The organism is Streptomyces sp. Isolate_45 (assembly GCF_024721315.2).
Classification (GTDB): domain Bacteria; phylum Actinomycetota; class Actinomycetes; order Streptomycetales; family Streptomycetaceae; genus Streptomyces.
This window is the reverse complement of the sequence record NZ_JANFAK020000011.1, coordinates 31,729-48,235: the sequence shown is the minus strand read 5'-3', so window position 1 is coordinate 48,235 and position 16,507 is coordinate 31,729. Positions and strand designations below refer to the sequence as shown.

Here is a 16,507-nt window from a genome sequence, read left to right as displayed (position 1 = left end):
TGTGTGCTGACCGGCCGGGCTCAGGGGCCGACGGGTGTCAGGTGGTGGCCGGACGGGCTCTGGCGGGCCTCGGGGTGGTGGCGGCCGAGGAACTCGGTGACGATCTCGACCTGGCGGAGGATGTCGTCGAGCTGGTTGAGGCTGGGGCTGACGCCGTGCCCCTCCAGTGCGCTGTTGCCGGTCTTGAGGTAGATCGGGGCGGCGACGCGGACGAACTCGGGGGCCTCGTAGGTGCGGACGAAACCACCGGACATCCGGGGGTTGTCCACGTGGCAGTCGAGCGGGATGGTCACCGCCTGGCGCAGCGCCGCGATCATGGGCAGGGTCAGGTCGCGGACGGGGTTGAAGCTGTCGGCGCCGAGCATTTCCAGCATCTGCGCGGAGGCCGCGTTGCCGTGGCCGCAGTGGGCGGAGACCTTGAGGTGGATGTCCGCGGGGAGTTCTCCGGCGGTGCGCAACCGGTTCAGCACCCACAGCAGGCCTTCGTCGTAGACGACGAAGCCGCGCACGCCGAGTTCGAGACCGCGTTTGACGTCCTCGACGGCCCGGACCATCTGCTCCTGGCCGCGCAGCCGGTAGCCGATCCTGACGCCCTCGGGGGTCTGGACGCTGCCCCCGGTGTCGTAGCTGGCGCGGGGGCCGACCGACATCAGGATCTCGGCCCCGTACTCCCTGCCCAGGGCGACGTACTCGCCGATCTCCCGGGCGGTGTGGCGGTACATGCCGCGGGTCTCGGTGATGCGGTTGATGGTGAAGCCCCGGCGGCGGCTCTGCGACAGGAGCGTCTCGGCGGCCTGCACGGAGTTGACGGTGGGCACCTCGACGCGGAAGTGGCAGCCGTCGGCGAAGGTCTTCCCCGAGCTCTCGGTGGCGGCCGGGTCGGCGTCGGGCAGTCCCAGGCCGGCGAGCTGCGCCCGGGTCTCGGCGAAGAAGGGCCGGGTGGGCGTGGTCTGCGCGGGGGCCGCGGCAGGGGCCGTGGTGGGCGTCGTCATCGTCATCCCGTCACCTCGATGCCGAGCAGGTCAGCCGTCCGTCCGACGATCCGCTCAGCGATCTTGATCGATGTCGTGTGGTCGGCGTGGACCACCTGTACCTCGCCGAAGTTGCCGAGGTTGCCCCGGCAGGCGGGCAGCACGTCGCCGTCCGGGAAGCGGACGGTCAGCGCGTGCAGGGAGTCCCCGTACTCGGCGGCGGCCCAGTCCAGGGGTGGCACGCGGTCGGGGCGGGGGGCCGGGTCCGCGGCGCCGAACCAGCGGACGGTCGCGTACCGGGTGAAGGTGGGGGTGCGGGGCTCCACCTCCTCGTCGAGGTGGACGCGGACCAGCAGTTCGAAGATGTCCCCGCCGCCGGCGAGCCGGTAGAGGTTCGGGAGGCAGGAGCCCATGACGCGCGGGTTGAGTTCGATGAGCCGGGGGCGACCGTCGGCGCCCAGCATGATCTCGACGTGGAAGATTCCGAGGCGCAGGTCCAGGGCGCCGACGACGGCCTCGGCGAAGTCCATGACGGCCGCGTGGTCGTCGGTGCCGATGGCGGCGGGGATGGTCGTGCCGGTCTCCAGGGCCTCGTGGCGGTGCCAGGTGGAGCGTTCGCTGACGGCCAGTCGCAGGAAGCGGCCGTGCGAGAGTCCGATCTCGGCGGAGACGAAGCGGCCGGTCAGGTACTCCTCGACGAGGATGCCCGCCTCGTAGGTGGCGTCGTCGGTGGTGGCCCGGTCCAGGACCTCGCGCAGTGCCCTCTCGTCGGGGACGACGTGGGCGCCCTCGCTCGCGGAGCCGCGGGCGGGTTTGACGACGACGGGGTACCCGGTGGCGGCGGCGAAGGCGGCGGCACCGTCGAAGTCGGTGACGACGGTGTGCCGGGTGGTGTCGACGCCCGCGGCGGCGAGGGCCTCGCGGCAGTGGTGCTTCAGTTTGGCCGTCCGGGCGCCGCGTGCGGCGGTGAAGGGGACGCCGATCTCCTCGGCGATCTCGGCGACCGGCACGACGAGCGCGTCGACGGTGGCGACGAACCCGTCGACGGGCCGACGGCGGTGGACGTCGAGGACGCAGGCGCGCAGGGCCTCGTACTCGGTGGCGTCGTCGAGGACGTGCACGGAGTCGACGAACGCGCCGTAGGGCGAGGCGTCGAAGTCGATGTTCTGGGACTTCTCCATGCGCAGCGAGCGGATGAGGGTGACCTCGTGGCCGAGCCGTTTGGCCGCCTCGAACGCGGGTGCGTTGCCGGTCTTCCAGGTGACGAACAGGACGTGTTTGCGGGTTTCGCGGGGCGTTGTCATCGGACCTTCCTGGCGAACCGCTGGCCGATCCGCACGTATGCCGGGAGGCGGGTTCCTGGTGCGGGGATGAAGGAGATGGAGCCGGCGAGGACGTTCTTCCTCGACATGGAGCTGAAGCCGCCGGCGCCGGAGAGGACGAGGTCGCCCTCGTCGAGGCGATGCCACTTCCCGTCGCGGCCGCGCTCGGAGTACTCGTAGCCGAGGTGCTCGCGGCCCCGCACGACGTTCAGCCGGTAGCCGTCGGAGTCGTACTGGCCGGCGCAGGCGTCGAGGTCCATGTCGAAGGGACGGCCGGTGCGGATGAGGCCCTCGCCGGTCAGGGCGCGCAGGAGGTCCTCGTACAGGCCGAAGGCGGGGTAGGCGTTGGCCAGGAGGATCAGGAAGGTGCGCTGCTCGGGGAAGATCTGGATGAAGTTGTGGTGGCCGCTGCCGTTGGAGTTGAAGCCGAAGGCGGTCGGTCCGAACATCAGCCAGCCCAGGCCCCAGGCGTGCATGAAGTGGTGTCCGGGGACGTCGATCTGCGGGGTGCGCATCTGTTCGGCGAGGTCGGCGGAGAGCAGGCGCTCCCCGCCGGGGGCGACGCCGTCGTGGAGGGCGAGGAGGGCGATCTTCGCGAGGTCGTCCAGGGTGAGGCAGACGGAGAAGGACCCGGCCGCGTCGTCGGCGATGGTCTGGGGCGGCGGGTCGTGGCGGACGTAGCGCTGTTCGCCCTCGCTCCACAGGTAGCCGGCGGAGACGGTGTCCCCGTAGTGGCCGCCCTCGGTGAAGGTCTCGGGGATCTCCTTGATGCCGAGTGGGGTCAACATGAGCTCGTTGACGGCGCGGCGCCAGGGGATGCCGAGGAGCCTCTCGATGAGCGCGGCGACGATGGAGGTGCCGCAGGCGGAGTACGCGAAGACCTCGCCCGGTTCGAAGAGCTGTCCGTACCCGGCGAAGGTGTCGAGGTAGCGGTCGAGGTCGGGGAGGTCGGTGTCGTGCCAGACCTCGTAGGAGTCGTCGATGCCGCTCGTGTGCGAAAGGAGTTGACGCAGTGTCACGTCGACGGTGCGGCCGCCGCCGCGCCGGAACGCGTGCGGCAGCAAGGTGGTGAGGGACTCGTCGAGGCCGACCAGGCCGCGGTCGACGAGGCGCAGCGCGGTGAAGGCCAGCATCGGCTTGGTGATGCAGGTGACGCGCTGGCGGGAGGCCTCGCCGCGGGGGGCGCCGGTCTCGATGTCGTCGACGCCGTGGTGGACGAACCGGAGGGTGCCGTCGATGTACACGGCGGCGGCCGCTCCGGGGACGCCGTGGCCGCGGCCGGACGTGTGGAGGGCCTCGGCGACGGCGGCCGACCTGCCGTCGGCTCCCGCCTCGGCGGTGGCGGCGGGTGCCTGTTCGCGCTTGCGGCGCAGCAGCCGGGCCTGGGCCGTCAGGGTGCGGTGCTCGTAGATCTCGGCGACGCCGACGGTGCGGCCGGCGGCGTCGCCGAGCCGGGCGGCGAGCAGGTTGGCCAGCAGCGAGTGTCCGCCGACGGAGAAGAAGTCGCGGTCGGGGCCGAGTCGGGCGACGCCGAGCAGGTCGGTCCAGACGGCGGCGACTGGGGCCTCGTCGGGGTCGTCGGTGGTGAAGGCGCGGTCGTCGCCGTCGGAGGCGCTCCAGTCGACGTCGCGGGCGGCGAGGGCCTTGCGGTCGACCTTGCCGTTGGGCAGTTGCGGGAGCCGCTCCTCGACCAGGATCCTGGCGGGCTGCATGTAGTGCGGGAGCTTGCGGCGCAGGTGGTCGGCCATCGCGTCGACGGGAACGTCGGCGCCTTCGAGGCCGACCCAGCAGACCAGCCGGGTGTCGTCGTCCGCGCGGACGGCGAGGGCCGCGACGTCCTTGAGGCCGACGACCTCGCGGAGCACGGACTCGATCTCGCCGAGTTCGACGCGGAAGCCGCGGACCTTGACCTGATTGTCCTTGCGGCCCATGAACCGCAGTTCGCCGTCCTCGGTCCAGCAGGCCAGGTCGCCGGTGCGGTAGAGGGTGCCGGACGGCAGGTGCGGCGGGGCGGGGACGAACACGGCGGCGGTGCGCTCGGGGTCGTTGATGTAGCCGCCGGCGAGGCCGTCACCGCCGAGGTGGAGTTCGCCGACGACGCCCCGGGGCACCAGGTGTCCGCGTGCGTCGAGCAGGTGGGCCACCGTGTTGTGGACGGGTACGCCGATGGTCGGGCTGTCGGTGACGGGGCCGGTGAAGCACTTCCAGGTGGAGTACGTGGTGTCCTCGGACGGCCCGTAAAGGTTGTAGAGCCGTTCGACGCCGGTGGACGCGAAGGCGGCGTTGACGAGTTCCTTCGCGAGGGGTTCACCGGCCACGTTGAGGACCGTGGTGCAGGCGGGTACGGCCGACCGCTGGAGCAGTACGTTCAGGGCGCTGGGCACGGTGTTGACCAGGCTCGGGCGCAGGCTTTCGTCCTCGGTGAGGGCGAGGACGTTGTCGACGACGACGACACTGCCGCCGGTGGTGAGCGGGGCCCACAGCTCGAACACCGAGAGGTCGAAGTTGAGGGAGGTGGCGAAGAGCACCCGGGCCAGTTCCGCGGGCCGGTAGGTGTCGCGTACCCAGGCGAGCAGCGCGGCCACGTTGCGGTGGCTGATGACGACGCCCTTGGGCAGGCCTGTCGAGCCGGAGGTGTAGATCAGGTGGGTGGTGGCGGCCGGGTCGACGTCGATCTCCGGCGGGTCGGGGCGTTCGGCGCCGGCCTTCTCCCACAGTTCGTGCCAGGGCAGAGCGGTCGCGGGCACCGCGTCGAGCCAGGCCGCGGCGCCGGGTGCGTCCTCCAGGACCACGGCGGCCATGTCGGCGGTCGCGGCGATGCCGCTGAGCCGGTCCGCGGGGTAGGCCGGGTCCAGGGGGACGTAGGCACAGCCGGCCTTGTGGACGGCGAGGAGGAGGCAGACGGTGCGGTGGGTGCGGGTGACGCAGACGCCGACGCGCGAGCCGGGGGCGATGCCGTGGGCCAGGAGGGCGCGGGCGATCCGGTTGGCCTGCTCGTCGAGCTCCCGGTAGGTCAGGGTGGTGCCCCGCCACTCCACGGCCGGGGCCTGCGGGGTGCGGGCCGCCTGGGCCTCGACGTGCGCGTGGAGCGTGGTGTCGTGGAGGTGGGTGCGGGCGGTGCCGCCGAGGTCCGTGAGCAGGTGCCGGGTCTCCTCCTCGGAAAGCACGGCCAGGTCGCCCACGGGAGCCGTGGGGCGACGGCAGGCGTCGAGCAGGAGGGTCCGGTAGTTGGCGGCCATGCGGGAGACGAACGCCTCGGTGAACAGGGCTCCGTCGTAGGTCAGGGCGAAGCGGATGCCGTCGGGGGCGTGTTCGACCTCCAGGAGGAGGTCGAGGCCGTCGGGGCGCGGGCCCGCCGCGGCGGCCCTGGCCCGGGTGTCGCGGCTGACGAAGCCCGCGCGCAGTCCGGTGCCGAGGTCGGCGGGTACGTCGGCGTGCTCGGGGTCGCGGGCCGCGGCGCGGTAGCGGGCGGAGAGCGCGGCCGTCAGGGTGACGAAGGTGACGTCGTCGCCGATCCGGGAACGGACGGCGACGGGGTGGACCCGGTCGGGGTCCGCCGGTCCGCCGGCGCGGGCGAGGACGAGGTCGTTCTGGCCGCTGTAGCGGTGCAGCAGCACGGTGAAGGCAGCGTTGAACAGGTCGGCGGCCTCAAGTCCCCTCGCCCCGACGAACTCGCTCAACGGCTGGAAGGCGCGGTCGGTCCAGGAGTGCGTGACCGGTGACTCCGATTCGCCGCCGCCGGTGTCCCGAACGGGTAGCTGGAGGGCCGGAGCGGCGTTCGTCGTCTCCTCGGGCGCGGCGTATGTGACGGCAGGCATTTCGCCCACGGACGTGATTCCCCTCGTTCGATGGCGCTTTTCAGGTCTGCGGGCAGGGCGAACCGGATTTCCCGGACGGTGCGGTGCGCGGGAAAGCGTTCCGGTGGGGCGCGCAGGCCTTCTGGAATGCGCGCACGCCGACGGAACCCGGGGCCCGGGCAGGCGCACGCAACACGGAATGACAGAATGGCGAAATGGCGGATGGCTGAATTTCGAGGTGGCCGGACGAAAGGAAGGCGAATGGCCGGAGAAGTGGGAGGAATTACGGGGTGGAGGGTTCGCGCGTGCGCACGGAATGTCTGCTCCGGTCGGCCCAGCGCGCCACCGGCGGCATCAGGGCGCCGACCGCGGCGAACCCGACGGCCATGACCAGCCACCCGACGGCGCCGTGCTCGATGGCCAGCCAGGTGAGCAGGGCGGGCGCGATCATCTTGCCGAGGTCGGCGCCCATCGCGGCCGTGCCCTGGTACTGCCCTTGGGCGTGCTCGGGCGCGAGGCCGAAGGACATGCCCCAGCTGCCGGCCGACTGCCGGATCTCACCGAGTACGTGGGCCAGCGCACCGGCGACCAGGAGGGCGCAGGCGACGGCCGCGGAGGCGCCCTCGGTGAGGGCGAAGATCGCACAGGCGACGCCGAGGCAGAGCGAGCCGGCCCGGGCCGCGCGTGCCGCGGCGGCCGGTTCGTCGGTTCCGCGCGCGGCCCTGACCTGGAGCAGGACGACGGCGACGGTGTTGGTGATGAGGATGACGGCGATCATCCAGCGGGGCGCACCGGTGTGGTGGAGCACCCAGAGCGGGAGGACCACGTCCAGCAGCAGGTTGTGCATGGAGAGCAGGCCGTCCAGCACGACGAAGGTGAGGAAGGGCCGGTCGCGCAGGACCACCAGGGCGGGCCCGGGCCTCGCCGGCTGCGGCGGCACGGCCGGGAGCAGCAGCGTGAGCAAGCCGGTGACCAGGTACGTGCCGGCGTTGAGTACGACGGCGGCCCGGTAGGCGGCGGGCGTGTCGACCACGAGCGCCAGACCCGCGAGCGCCGCTCCGGCGGAGACGCTGACGTTGCTGGTGGCCCGTAGGTAGGCGCGGACGGAGACCCGGTCCTCGGGCGGGACCAGTCCGGCGACCATGGCCATCCGGGCGCTGCGGCTGGCGCTGTACGCGACGGCCTGCAGGGACAGCACCAGCAGGTACTGGCCGAAACCGTCGACGAGCAGGAGCCCCGCGGTGAGCGGTCCGAGGGCGAGGAAGGACCAGATCTGCACCGCCCGGGGGCCGATCCGGTCGGCCAGGTGGCCACTGGGGGTGCTCAATGCCAGCGCGATGCCCGCGGCGACGCCGACCCCGATGCCGAACTGGCCTGGTGAGAGCTTCAGGACGGACGTGGCGTAGATGGCGTTCAAGGCCATCCACAGGCCTTGGCCCAAGGTGTGCACCAGCGTGATGCCGGTGAGTGTGCGGGCAGGGCCGCGCTTCGGGAGCAACTGGTTCAGCATTGCCGTACCGCGTCACTCGGATTGAATTGTCCGGACCATTTCTCGACCGTCAGGATCACTGACACCGCTCCGACCTCTCGTTCAGCACCATTGCCAACGACAAGATTCGGGAATTTCCCCCGTAGATGCCCGGCCAAGATCGTCGGCCGGACACGAAGACCTATTAGAGACAGTGCCGACGCGGCCCGTCCAGGGAATAACCTGTGGCGCTCGTCACACACCAATACCGCCCCGCGAGGGCAGTAAATTCTTGGTGAAATCATCCGGAGCAATGTCGCGAACGTCCGAACTACTCGCCGGTAGTAATGGGCGGACCCGGCAGCGGTGGGCGGGGCGGCGGTGGAGCCGCCGACGCACTCGTGACCGACCGTGGACGGCCCGACGAACCGAAGGGCGCCTCCCGGGTATACGGGGCCGTGAGCGGGGCAGGCGGAGATCGGTTCGGTCCATGACGAGACAGGCGGTCGTATGCGCAGCGTAGGTGTGGAAGAGGAACTGCTTCTGGTCGACGCCGACAGCGGTGAGGCCATGGCCCTCTCGGGGGCGGTGCTGGCGGCCGCGGACCGCGCGTGCGCGCCCGCCGGTGGGAAGGGCGGTACGCACGGGGACGGCGCGGAGGGCCACGCCTTCGAGGCGGAGCTCCAGAAGGAGCAGGTCGAGTTCGCCACCAAACCGGTGACGGAGATGCGCGAGCTCCAGGAGGAGATCGTCCGCCGGCGCGCCGAGGCGGCGCGGCACGCCGCCACGGCCGGTGCGGTCGTCGTGGCGGTCGGCACGTCGCCGCTGGCCGTACGTCCGTCCATCAGTACCGGCCCCCGGTACGAATGGGTGGAGCGCCAGTTCGGGTTGACGGCGCAGGAGCAACTGACCTGCGGCTGCCACGTGCACGTGTCGGTGGAGTCGGACGAGGAGGGGGTCGCCGTCCTGGACCGCATCCGGCCGTGGCTGCCCGTCCTCACCGCGATGAGCGCGAACTCGCCGTTCTGGCAGGGCGAGGACAGCCTCTACGCGAGCTACCGCAGCCGGGTGTGGAACCGACTGCCGTCCGCGGGTCCGGTGGACGTGTTCGGCTCGGCGGACCGCTATCACGAGGAGGTGGGCGCCATGGTCGGGACGGGTGTCCTCCGCGACACCGCGATGATCTACTTCGACGCCCGGCTGTCGGCCTCGTACCCGACCGTGGAGATCAGGGTCGCGGACGTCGCCCTGCATGCCGGGACCCCGGTCCTCCTGGCCGCGCTGTCCCGGGCACTGGTGGAGACCGCCGCCCGGGCCTGGCGGGCCGGGGACCCTCCCGCGAGGATCAGCACCGGCCTGCTGCGGCTGGCCTCCTGGCGGGCCGGCCGGTCCGGACTCGACGGGCCCCTGCTCCACCCGGAGACCATGCGCGAGGCCGCGCCGGAGGCCGTGGTCGAGGCCCTCCACCAGCACGTGCGCGACGCACTGGTCGACCTCGGCGACGACGAACTCGTTCGGGCGGGCATCGCCGAGCTCCTGGAACGCGGCAACGGGGCGCGCGTCCAGCGCTCCCTACTGCGTTCGCGGGGCAGCCTGGCGGCGGTGGTACGGCATTGCGCTCGCGTCACGACGGGGGACGCCGGCTGAGACGGTCGGGCCCGGGGTAACGCACACGCGACCACCGGGGCGGTCACGGGCCGGGGCTCCCGTCGCCCCGCCCCGTAGGGTTCGTTCGACGGGCCTCGGCCCACACCGCCGGGCGCGGTCGAGGAGGCCCACCGACCGAAGGAGGCCGCGTGCCCGACGCACATGACTGGATCAACGTCCTCGGCCTGGAGGAGCACGTGGAGGGAGGGTACTTCCGGCGCACGTTCCAGGCCGACCACCGCCCGCGGACCCCGACCCCCCGCGGTGAGCGGTACACCCTCACCTCGATCCACTACCTGCTCACCCACTGGTCACCCGTCGGGCACTGGCACCTCAACGAGTCCGACATCCTGCACTTCCACCACCACGGCGAACCGGTCACCTACCACCTGATCCACCCGGACGGCCGGCACACCACCGCCGTCCTCGGCCAGGACCCGGGCCGGGGGCAGTCCCTCACCCTCGCGGTGCCCGGGGGCGTCTGGAAGGCGTCCCACCTCACCGCCGGGGACCACGCCCTGATCAGCGAAGCCGTCGCCCCCGGATTCGACTACGCCGACATGACCCTCGGCCGGACCGGTGACATGCTGCGGCTCTTCCCCGAGCACGCCGAACTCGTACACCGCTACTGCCGGGCGCCTTCGGAGCGGTGACGGCAGCGGTGACGGCAGCGGTGACGGCACTCTCGCCCGGCGTTCGGGCGATTGACGCACCGCAGGCGCGTCGCCCGCCCGGCCCGCCGTGAGGACGAACACCAGGGGCGGCCGGTGGCGGGCGTCGGCGGCGAGTTGGATCTAGAGGTAAGGATCGAAGGGGATGCCGGCCGGCTTGGCCTCGGCCAGGTGGGAGGCGAAGGAGCCGTCCTTCAGACCGAAGTGCGCGCTGCCGAAGTCGGCCCGGCCCAACGTGTCGCGCACTCCGGGCGGATAGCCGTTCCACCCGACGAGCGCCGGGAACTGCCAGGTCCTCCTGTGGTTCTCGGCCGGTTCGTCATTGGTGTTCGCCGCGCGGAAGCAGTGGGTGCCGAGGCCGTCCTTGTGGTAGACGATCTTGGGGTGGGTTCCGTCCCAGCGGATCCGCTCCCGCGCGTGGACGACGAAGTCGCCGTGGGCCGAAGTCGCGACGTACTTGGCCTCGTTGCCCTGGATCCACACCACCACGTGTTCCCAGTCGTGACGGTGCCCGCCGAGGCTGATGCCGGGTATCGCCTGGTCCTTCTCGAAGTACAGCGCGTACACCACGGCGCACCAACCGTTGTTGCAGGTCGATCGGGAGTAGCCGTTGGTGTTGTCGAGGTCCGAGGCGTCCCGGCAGCTCCCGTTGAGGGCGCCCGTGGGGTTGAGTCCGCCGTTGAGCACTCCGGTCGCGCTGATGGCGGGTGTCGGGTAGCAGCCGTCGGTGTCGTAGTCGTAGGCCGGCTGGAAGGTCAGCTCGATCGCGTCGGCGTTGACGGGCAGGGCCGGCGGCGGCGCGGCGAAAGCCGGCTGGGAAACCCCGATGACGAGGGCGAGGGCCGCTCCGGCGACCACGAACGATCTCCGCGTACGACGGTACGTCCGCAAGGTACGCCTCCTGGCCGGCCGGGTGCGGGTGTGCGTGCGGGGTCCGGCCCGTGCCGAAATCCGGACGCCCGCAGCATCATTGGCGAAGGAACCCCAACCGGCAAGGGTTCGGATCCCTCCAACTTGCGCCGCGTCGAATGGAGTTGCTCTCCGCATCCGCGCATCGCCCGCCCCGCCGCCCTGCCCGGCCGGGTCCGCGCCTGCGGCCGGTGGGCCCACCCGATCGCCGCTACCGCGGAGCGGTCTCCTCCACCGCCCAGGCCAGGTAGTCCTCCGAGGCCTGCGCCGGGGACAGCACGATCCACTGCGGCACCTCGTACGGGTGGCGCGCGCGCACCCACGCTTCCAGCTCCGCGACCTTCTCCACGGTCGTCTGGTACGAGACCCGGTATTCCCGCGCGTGCTGCACCGCGCCCTTCCACCAGTAGAAGGCCGTCATCCGCGCGTCCACGTGCGCGCCGGCCGCCAAGCGGGCCTCCACCGCGCCCCGCGCGATCTCGTACGCCTTGTCCTCGTCGTTCACGGTCGTCTGTGCGATGACGATGCTCGTCACTGCGGTCCTCCTCCGTCGGGTGCCGCCGACCCTATCCAGCGCGCGTGCGGCCGGCCGTCGCGGGCTGCCGACGACCCCGGTCGCAGCCGTCCGCGCCGGCCGTGACCGGGGTCCTCGACCCACGCCCTATCGGGCCACAGGGGTGTTGCCGGTGACCGTTCCGTCCGTGCCGGACACCGTGACGGCGTGTCGGACTCCGTCCGGGCCGAGGACCACGGCGAGCCAGGCGCTGCCGCCGCCGTCCTGCGCGACCACGCGCAGGCTCTCCACCTTGCCGCCGGTCACCGCCGCCGCGGCCTTGCCGGCCGCGTCGCCGATGGGCAGGGAGGGCAGCGGCGCGGGGGCGGTCCGGCCGGAGCCACCTCGTGCGCCCTGGCCCTCCGGGCCACCGAGCGCTCTGTGCTCCTTCGGTCCCGCCTGGCCGTCGCGACCGGGCGGGGCTTCGGCGGCGCGGCGTTCCCCCGGCCCGCCGTGACCGGGCGCGGCTTCGGCGCGACGCTCCCCCGGGCCGTCGACGCCCGGCGCGATCCGGGCGAAGCGCGGCCGTTCCGCCCGGTCGTGGTGGTGCTCGGCCACCGCCAGGGCCGCCACTCCCCCACCGACGACCACCACCGCGACGCCGAGCGCGGCCCATCGGGCGCCGTTGCTCCGGGGCACCAGCCGGCCCAGGGGCGCACGCCGCCGGGGGCCGGTGGCCGGCGCGCCGTCCTCCGGCGGCGCGGCCGGCCCGGACTTCCCGGCCGGGTCGGGCTGCGCGGACGGCTCGGGCCGTGCGGACGGCGGGATCGACGAGTCAGACATACCGTTGCTCCTCAGGACAACCGGGCGCGTCACCCGGCGGGGTTCCCGAGCATGCCGAGCCGATGCTGAAGCCCCGCTGAAGCCACCTGAAGACCTCTTCAGCCACCCGCGTGCCGGGCCTGAGACCCTGTTCGGCATGCGCGTACTGGTGGTGGAGGACGAACGGCGACTGGCCGTGGCCCTGCAACGGGGACTTCAGTCCGAGGGGTTTTCGGTGGACGTTGCCCACGACGGGCTCCAGGGCCTGTGGATGGCCTCCGAGCACGACTACGACCTGATCGTGCTGGACATCATGCTGCCCGGCCTGAACGGCTACCGCGTCTGCGCGAGGCTGCGGGCCGCCGGCAACGAGTCGGGGATCCTGATGCTCACCGCGAAGGACGGTGAGTACGACGAGGCGGAGGCGCTGGACACCGGCGCCGACGACTTCCTTTCCAAGCCGTTCTCCTACCTGGTACTCGTCGCCCGGCTCCGCGCGCTCGCGCGGCGCGCGGGCCGGCGCGGCCCGCAGGTGCTGAGGTGCGGCGACCTGGTGATCGACCCCGCCCGGCGGTCGTGCGCCCGTGACGGCGCCGACATACGCCTGACCGCGCGGGAGTTCGCGGTACTGGAGTGCCTGGCCCGCCGCTCGGGCGAGGTGGTGACCAAGCGGGACATTCTGGAACAGGTGTGGGACAGCGCCTTCGAGGGTGACCCCAACGTCGTCGAGGTGCACGTCAGCGCCGTGCGCCGGAAGATCGACGCGCCGTTCGGGCGCGCCGCCCTGGAGACCGTGCGCGGGGCCGGATACCGACTGGCGGCCGACGGTGGCTGAACGTCCCCCCGTCCACGACACCCCCACCCGGGGCCCGGCCGTCCCGGGCCCGCGCGGTCTGCGGGTCCGTGGCCTCCTCCACCGCCGCTCGCCGGTGCGCGGGCCGTCCCTCCGGCGCCGCCTCCTGAACGGCCGCCCGGTCACCGCCGTTCGCGCGGCCGCCGCCGCGGCGGTGGAGCGGTGGCCGGTTCTGCGACGGCTCCGGCCCACCACCGTGCGGGCCCGGGCGACGGTGGGCGCGAGCGTCGTCGTGGCCGCGGCCCTGGCACTGGCCTCGTTCGCCCTGCTCGGCCTGCTGGAGGCCAACCTGCTGCGCAACGCGGAGAACGACGCGCGGCGGCAGGCCGACAGCGTGGCGCAGCTCGCCGCCGCCGGACGGCTCGACCGCGTCCGCCCGACGGGCCGCGGTGTCGAGTTCGTCCAGGTCGTGAGCGCCGACGGCCGCGTCCTGTTCGCCACCCCGAACCTCCTCGGCGTGCCCGCGTTCCCGCCGGCGGGTCGCGACGTACCCGGGATCCGGTTCCAGACCTGGCGGGTCCGGCCGCTGGGCGGGGACCACCGTCAGCGGGTCGTCCAGGTCGTCACCGACACGCCGAGCGGCCCCGCCGTGGTGTACGCCGGGGCCTCCCTGCGCGACGCGGACGCCGCCGACGACACCACCACCGCCGCACTGGTGATCGGCATGCCCCTGCTGCTGGCCACCGTCGCCCTCGTGACGTGGCGGGTCACCGGCCGCGCGCTGCGGCCCGTGGAGTCGATCCGCGCCGAGGTCGCCGAGATCTCCGACCGCGATCTGCACCGCCGGGTGCCGGTACCCGCCACCCACGACGAGGTCGCCCGTCTCGCGGAGACCATGAACGCCACCCTGGACCGGCTGGAGGCCTCCGGTGCCCGTCAGCGGCAGTTCATCGCCGACGCCTCGCACGAGCTGCGCTCCCCCATCACCGTGCTGCGTACGCAGTTGGAGGTGGCGCTGGCGGTCCGGGACCCGGAGTTGTGGCCCGAGCTCATCGGTGGGGCCCTGGAGGACGTCGAAAGGCTCCAACACCTCGCCTCCGACCTGCTGCTGCTCGCCCGCATCGACGCCGCGCAGCCCGTGGCCGCTGTCGAGCTCGACCTGTCCGCCCTGGTGGAGGAGGCGGTCGGCGCCAGGCTGGGCGACCGGGTTCCCGTACGCACGCGCCTTGAGGAGGGAGTGGGGATCACCGGCAGCGCCCTGTGGCTGAGCCGGGTCGTCACCAACCTGCTGGACAACGCCCAGCGTTACGCGGAGGGGTGCGTGGAGGTCACGCTGCGCACCACGAAGGGCCCGGGCCCGCGCACGGCCGTGCTGGAGGTCATCGACGACGGTCCGGGCATCCCGGCGGCCGACCGGGATCGGGTCTTCGAGCGTTTCACCCGCCTCGACGACTCGCGCAGCCGCGATCACGGCGGGGCGGGCCTGGGCCTCGCCATCGCCCGGGACCTGGCGGCCCATCACGGGGGGACGCTGACGGCCGATGACGCCGCGCACGGCGCGCGCCTGGTCCTGCGGCTGCCCGTGGCGCCCGGGACGGACGACTCCGCGTCTATCATGCGTCTCAACCGTAACGAAGGGAGCACCCAGAGTGGGTAGCAGTGTCGAGACGCTCGAATTCCAGGCCGAGACGCGTCAGTTGCTCCGGTTGGTGATTCACTCGATCTACTCGAACAAGGACATCTTCCTGCGCGAGCTGATCTCGAACGCCTCGGACGCCCTGGACAAGCTGAGGCTGGAGTCACTGACGGACGCGGATCTCGGGGTCGATACCTCGGACCTTCACATCACGCTGGAGACCGACCTCGACGCCCGCACGCTGACCGTCCGGGACAACGGCATCGGCATGAGCCGCGACGACCTCGTGGAGCTGATCGGGACGATCGCCAAGTCCGGCACCGCCGGCCTGCTGGAGAAGATCAAGGATGCCGACGACCCCGCCGCGGCGCAAAACCTGATCGGGCAGTTCGGCGTCGGCTTCTACTCGGCCTTCATGGTCGCGGACAAGGTCACCCTGCGCACCCGACGGGCGGGCGGCGAAGAGGGAACCCGGTGGGAGTCGGACGGCGAGGGCACCTACGAGATCGAGGCCGTCGACGGCCTGCCCGTGGGCACCTCGGTGACCTTGCACCTCAAGCCCGCCGACGGTGAGGACGGACTGGCCGACTACCTGGCCGAGTGGAAGATCCGTCAGATCGTCAAGCAGTACTCCGACTTCATCCGGTGGCCGATCCGAATGTCGGTCGAGCGCACCGATGGCGAGGACGCCACCACGCGCGACGTCGAGACGCTCAACTCGATGAAGGCGATCTGGGCCCGACCGCGCGGCGAGGTGACCGAGGCCGAGTACAACGAGTTCTACAAGCAGATCAGCCATGACTGGCAGGATCCCGCCCAGACCATCCACATGAAGGCCGAGGGCAACTTCGAGTACGAGGCCCTGCTGTTCGTGCCCTCGCGGGCGCCGTTCGACCTGTACTCCCGCGAGAGCAAGCGCGGGGTGCAGCTGTACGTCAAGCGCGTGTTCATCATGGACGACTGCGAAGCGCTGATGCCGAACTACCTGCGCTTCGTCAAGGGGGTGGTGGACGCCCATGACCTGTCGCTGAACATCTCCCGCGAGATCCTCCAGCACGACCGGCAGATCCGCAGCGTGCGCCGGCGACTGGTGAAGAAGGTCCTCGGCGCCCTCAAGAGCGTGCGGAACGACGACAGCGGCCGCTACGCGGACCTGTGGTCCCAGTACGGCCGGGTGCTGAAGGAAGGTCTGCTGGAGGACACCGACAACACCGAGGCCCTGCTGGAACTGGTGTCCGCGGACTCCACCCACGACAAGGGGAGGACCACCACCCTGCGCGAGTACGTCGAGCGCATGCGGGACGGGCAGGACACCATCTACTACCTGACCGGCGAGAACCGCGCCACTGTGGAGAACTCGCCGCACATGGAGGCGTTCGCCGCCAAGGGGTACGAGGTCCTGATCCTCACCGACCCCGTCGACGAGGTGTGGACCGACCGGGTGCCCGCCTTCGACGGCCACCGTCTGCAGTCGATCGCCAAGGGCCAGGTCGACCTCGGCGGGCCCACCGGCGAGGACGAGGACGCCGAGTCGGGGGCCAGGCGTGACGAGGAGTTCGCCGCGCTGCTGACCTGGCTGACGACCGCGCTGTCCGACGAGGTCAAGGAGGTCCGCCTGTCGTCGCGACTGACGACCTCGGCCGCGTGCGTCGTCGGCGACGCCCAGGACATGACCCCGACCCTGGAGAAGATGTACCGGGCGATGGGGCAGGAGATGCCCCCGGTCAAGCGGATCCTGGAGCTCAACCCCACGCATCCGCTGATCACGGCGCTGCGTACGGCACACGGGGCGAACGCCGACGACGTCGCCCTGAAGGAGATCGCCGAGCTCGTGTACGGCAGCGCGCTGCTCGCCGAAGGGGGCGACCTGCCCGACCCCGCCCGCTTCACCCGGCTGCTCACCGACCGGCTGACCCGCACCCTCTGACCGAGGGGGTGCGGCCCGGGGTGCGGCCCGTCCCACGCGGGCCGCACCCCG

Annotated in this window: 12 protein-coding genes; 5 read left to right on the top strand and 7 right to left on the bottom strand. The window is 72.0% G+C overall.

The genetic code is table 11. From position 1 onward, the window contains the following. Positions 1–20: 20 nt before the first annotated feature. The 4 genes from NOD94_RS06240 to NOD94_RS06225 form a co-directional block, all read right to left on the bottom strand. Positions 21–998: a peptidase gene (locus NOD94_RS06240; protein ID WP_281204700.1), complete on the bottom strand. Its 978-nt coding sequence runs from the start codon at positions 996–998 to the stop codon at positions 21–23. Then, positions 995–2,275, bottom strand: coding sequence for an ATP-grasp domain-containing protein (locus NOD94_RS06235; RefSeq protein WP_281204699.1), 1,281 nt, complete (start codon positions 2,273–2,275; stop codon positions 995–997). The genes NOD94_RS06240 and NOD94_RS06235 overlap by 4 nt, the downstream gene beginning before the upstream one ends. Continuing rightward, positions 2,272–6,111, bottom strand: coding sequence for an amino acid adenylation domain-containing protein (locus tag NOD94_RS06230; protein WP_281204698.1), 3,840 nt, complete (start codon positions 6,109–6,111; stop codon positions 2,272–2,274). The genes NOD94_RS06235 and NOD94_RS06230 overlap by 4 nt, the downstream gene beginning before the upstream one ends. 262 nt (positions 6,112–6,373) lie before the next feature. Next, on the bottom strand, positions 6,374–7,600 hold the full coding sequence (locus NOD94_RS06225) for an MFS transporter (protein ID WP_281204697.1): 1,227 nt from the start codon (positions 7,598–7,600) through the stop codon (positions 6,374–6,376). A 468-nt stretch (positions 7,601–8,068) separates the two neighbouring features. On the opposite strand from NOD94_RS06225, the gene NOD94_RS06220 reads away from it, so the two are divergent. Both NOD94_RS06220 and NOD94_RS06215 read left to right on the top strand, forming a co-directional pair. After that, positions 8,069–9,205: a glutamate--cysteine ligase gene (locus tag NOD94_RS06220; RefSeq protein ID WP_281204696.1), complete on the top strand. Its 1,137-nt coding sequence runs from the start codon at positions 8,069–8,071 to the stop codon at positions 9,203–9,205. A 149-nt stretch (positions 9,206–9,354) separates the two neighbouring features. Continuing rightward, positions 9,355–9,858, top strand: a complete 504-nt coding sequence (locus tag NOD94_RS06215) for a cupin domain-containing protein (protein ID WP_281204695.1) — start codon at positions 9,355–9,357, stop codon at positions 9,856–9,858. Positions 9,859–9,999: 141 nt separating this feature from the next. On the opposite strand, the gene NOD94_RS06210 is transcribed toward NOD94_RS06215, so the two are convergent. The 3 genes from NOD94_RS06210 to NOD94_RS06200 all read right to left on the bottom strand — a co-directional run bounded on the left by NOD94_RS06210 (position 10,000) and on the right by NOD94_RS06200 (position 12,121). Then, complete coding sequence (locus NOD94_RS06210; RefSeq protein WP_281204694.1) at positions 10,000–10,734, bottom strand: NPP1 family protein; 735 nt, start codon at positions 10,732–10,734, stop codon at positions 10,000–10,002. Positions 10,735–10,996: 262 nt separating this feature from the next. Beyond that, positions 10,997–11,320, bottom strand: a complete 324-nt coding sequence (cutA, locus tag NOD94_RS06205) for a divalent-cation tolerance protein CutA (RefSeq protein ID WP_281204693.1) — start codon at positions 11,318–11,320, stop codon at positions 10,997–10,999. A 126-nt stretch (positions 11,321–11,446) separates the two neighbouring features. Then, complete coding sequence (locus NOD94_RS06200; RefSeq protein WP_281204692.1) at positions 11,447–12,121, bottom strand: hypothetical protein; 675 nt, start codon at positions 12,119–12,121, stop codon at positions 11,447–11,449. 136 nt (positions 12,122–12,257) lie between these two features. Between NOD94_RS06200 and NOD94_RS06195 the strand changes: the two genes are divergently transcribed. From NOD94_RS06195 to htpG, 3 genes are read left to right on the top strand one after another with little or no spacing between them, the layout of a single operon-like run. Then, a complete protein-coding gene (locus NOD94_RS06195; RefSeq protein WP_281204691.1) occupies positions 12,258–12,935 on the top strand; it encodes a response regulator transcription factor in 678 nt (225 codons plus the stop codon). After that, positions 12,928–14,550 carry an ATP-binding protein gene (locus tag NOD94_RS06190; RefSeq protein ID WP_348652318.1) on the top strand — a complete coding sequence of 541 codons (1,623 nt, stop codon included), beginning with the start codon at positions 12,928–12,930 and terminating at the stop codon, positions 14,548–14,550. Before NOD94_RS06195 ends, NOD94_RS06190 begins: the two co-directional genes overlap by 8 nt. Continuing rightward, on the top strand, positions 14,543–16,456 hold the full coding sequence (htpG, locus tag NOD94_RS06185; protein ID WP_281204690.1) for a molecular chaperone HtpG: 1,914 nt from the start codon (positions 14,543–14,545) through the stop codon (positions 16,454–16,456). The genes NOD94_RS06190 and htpG overlap by 8 nt, the downstream gene beginning before the upstream one ends. Positions 16,457–16,507 lie beyond the last annotated feature (51 nt).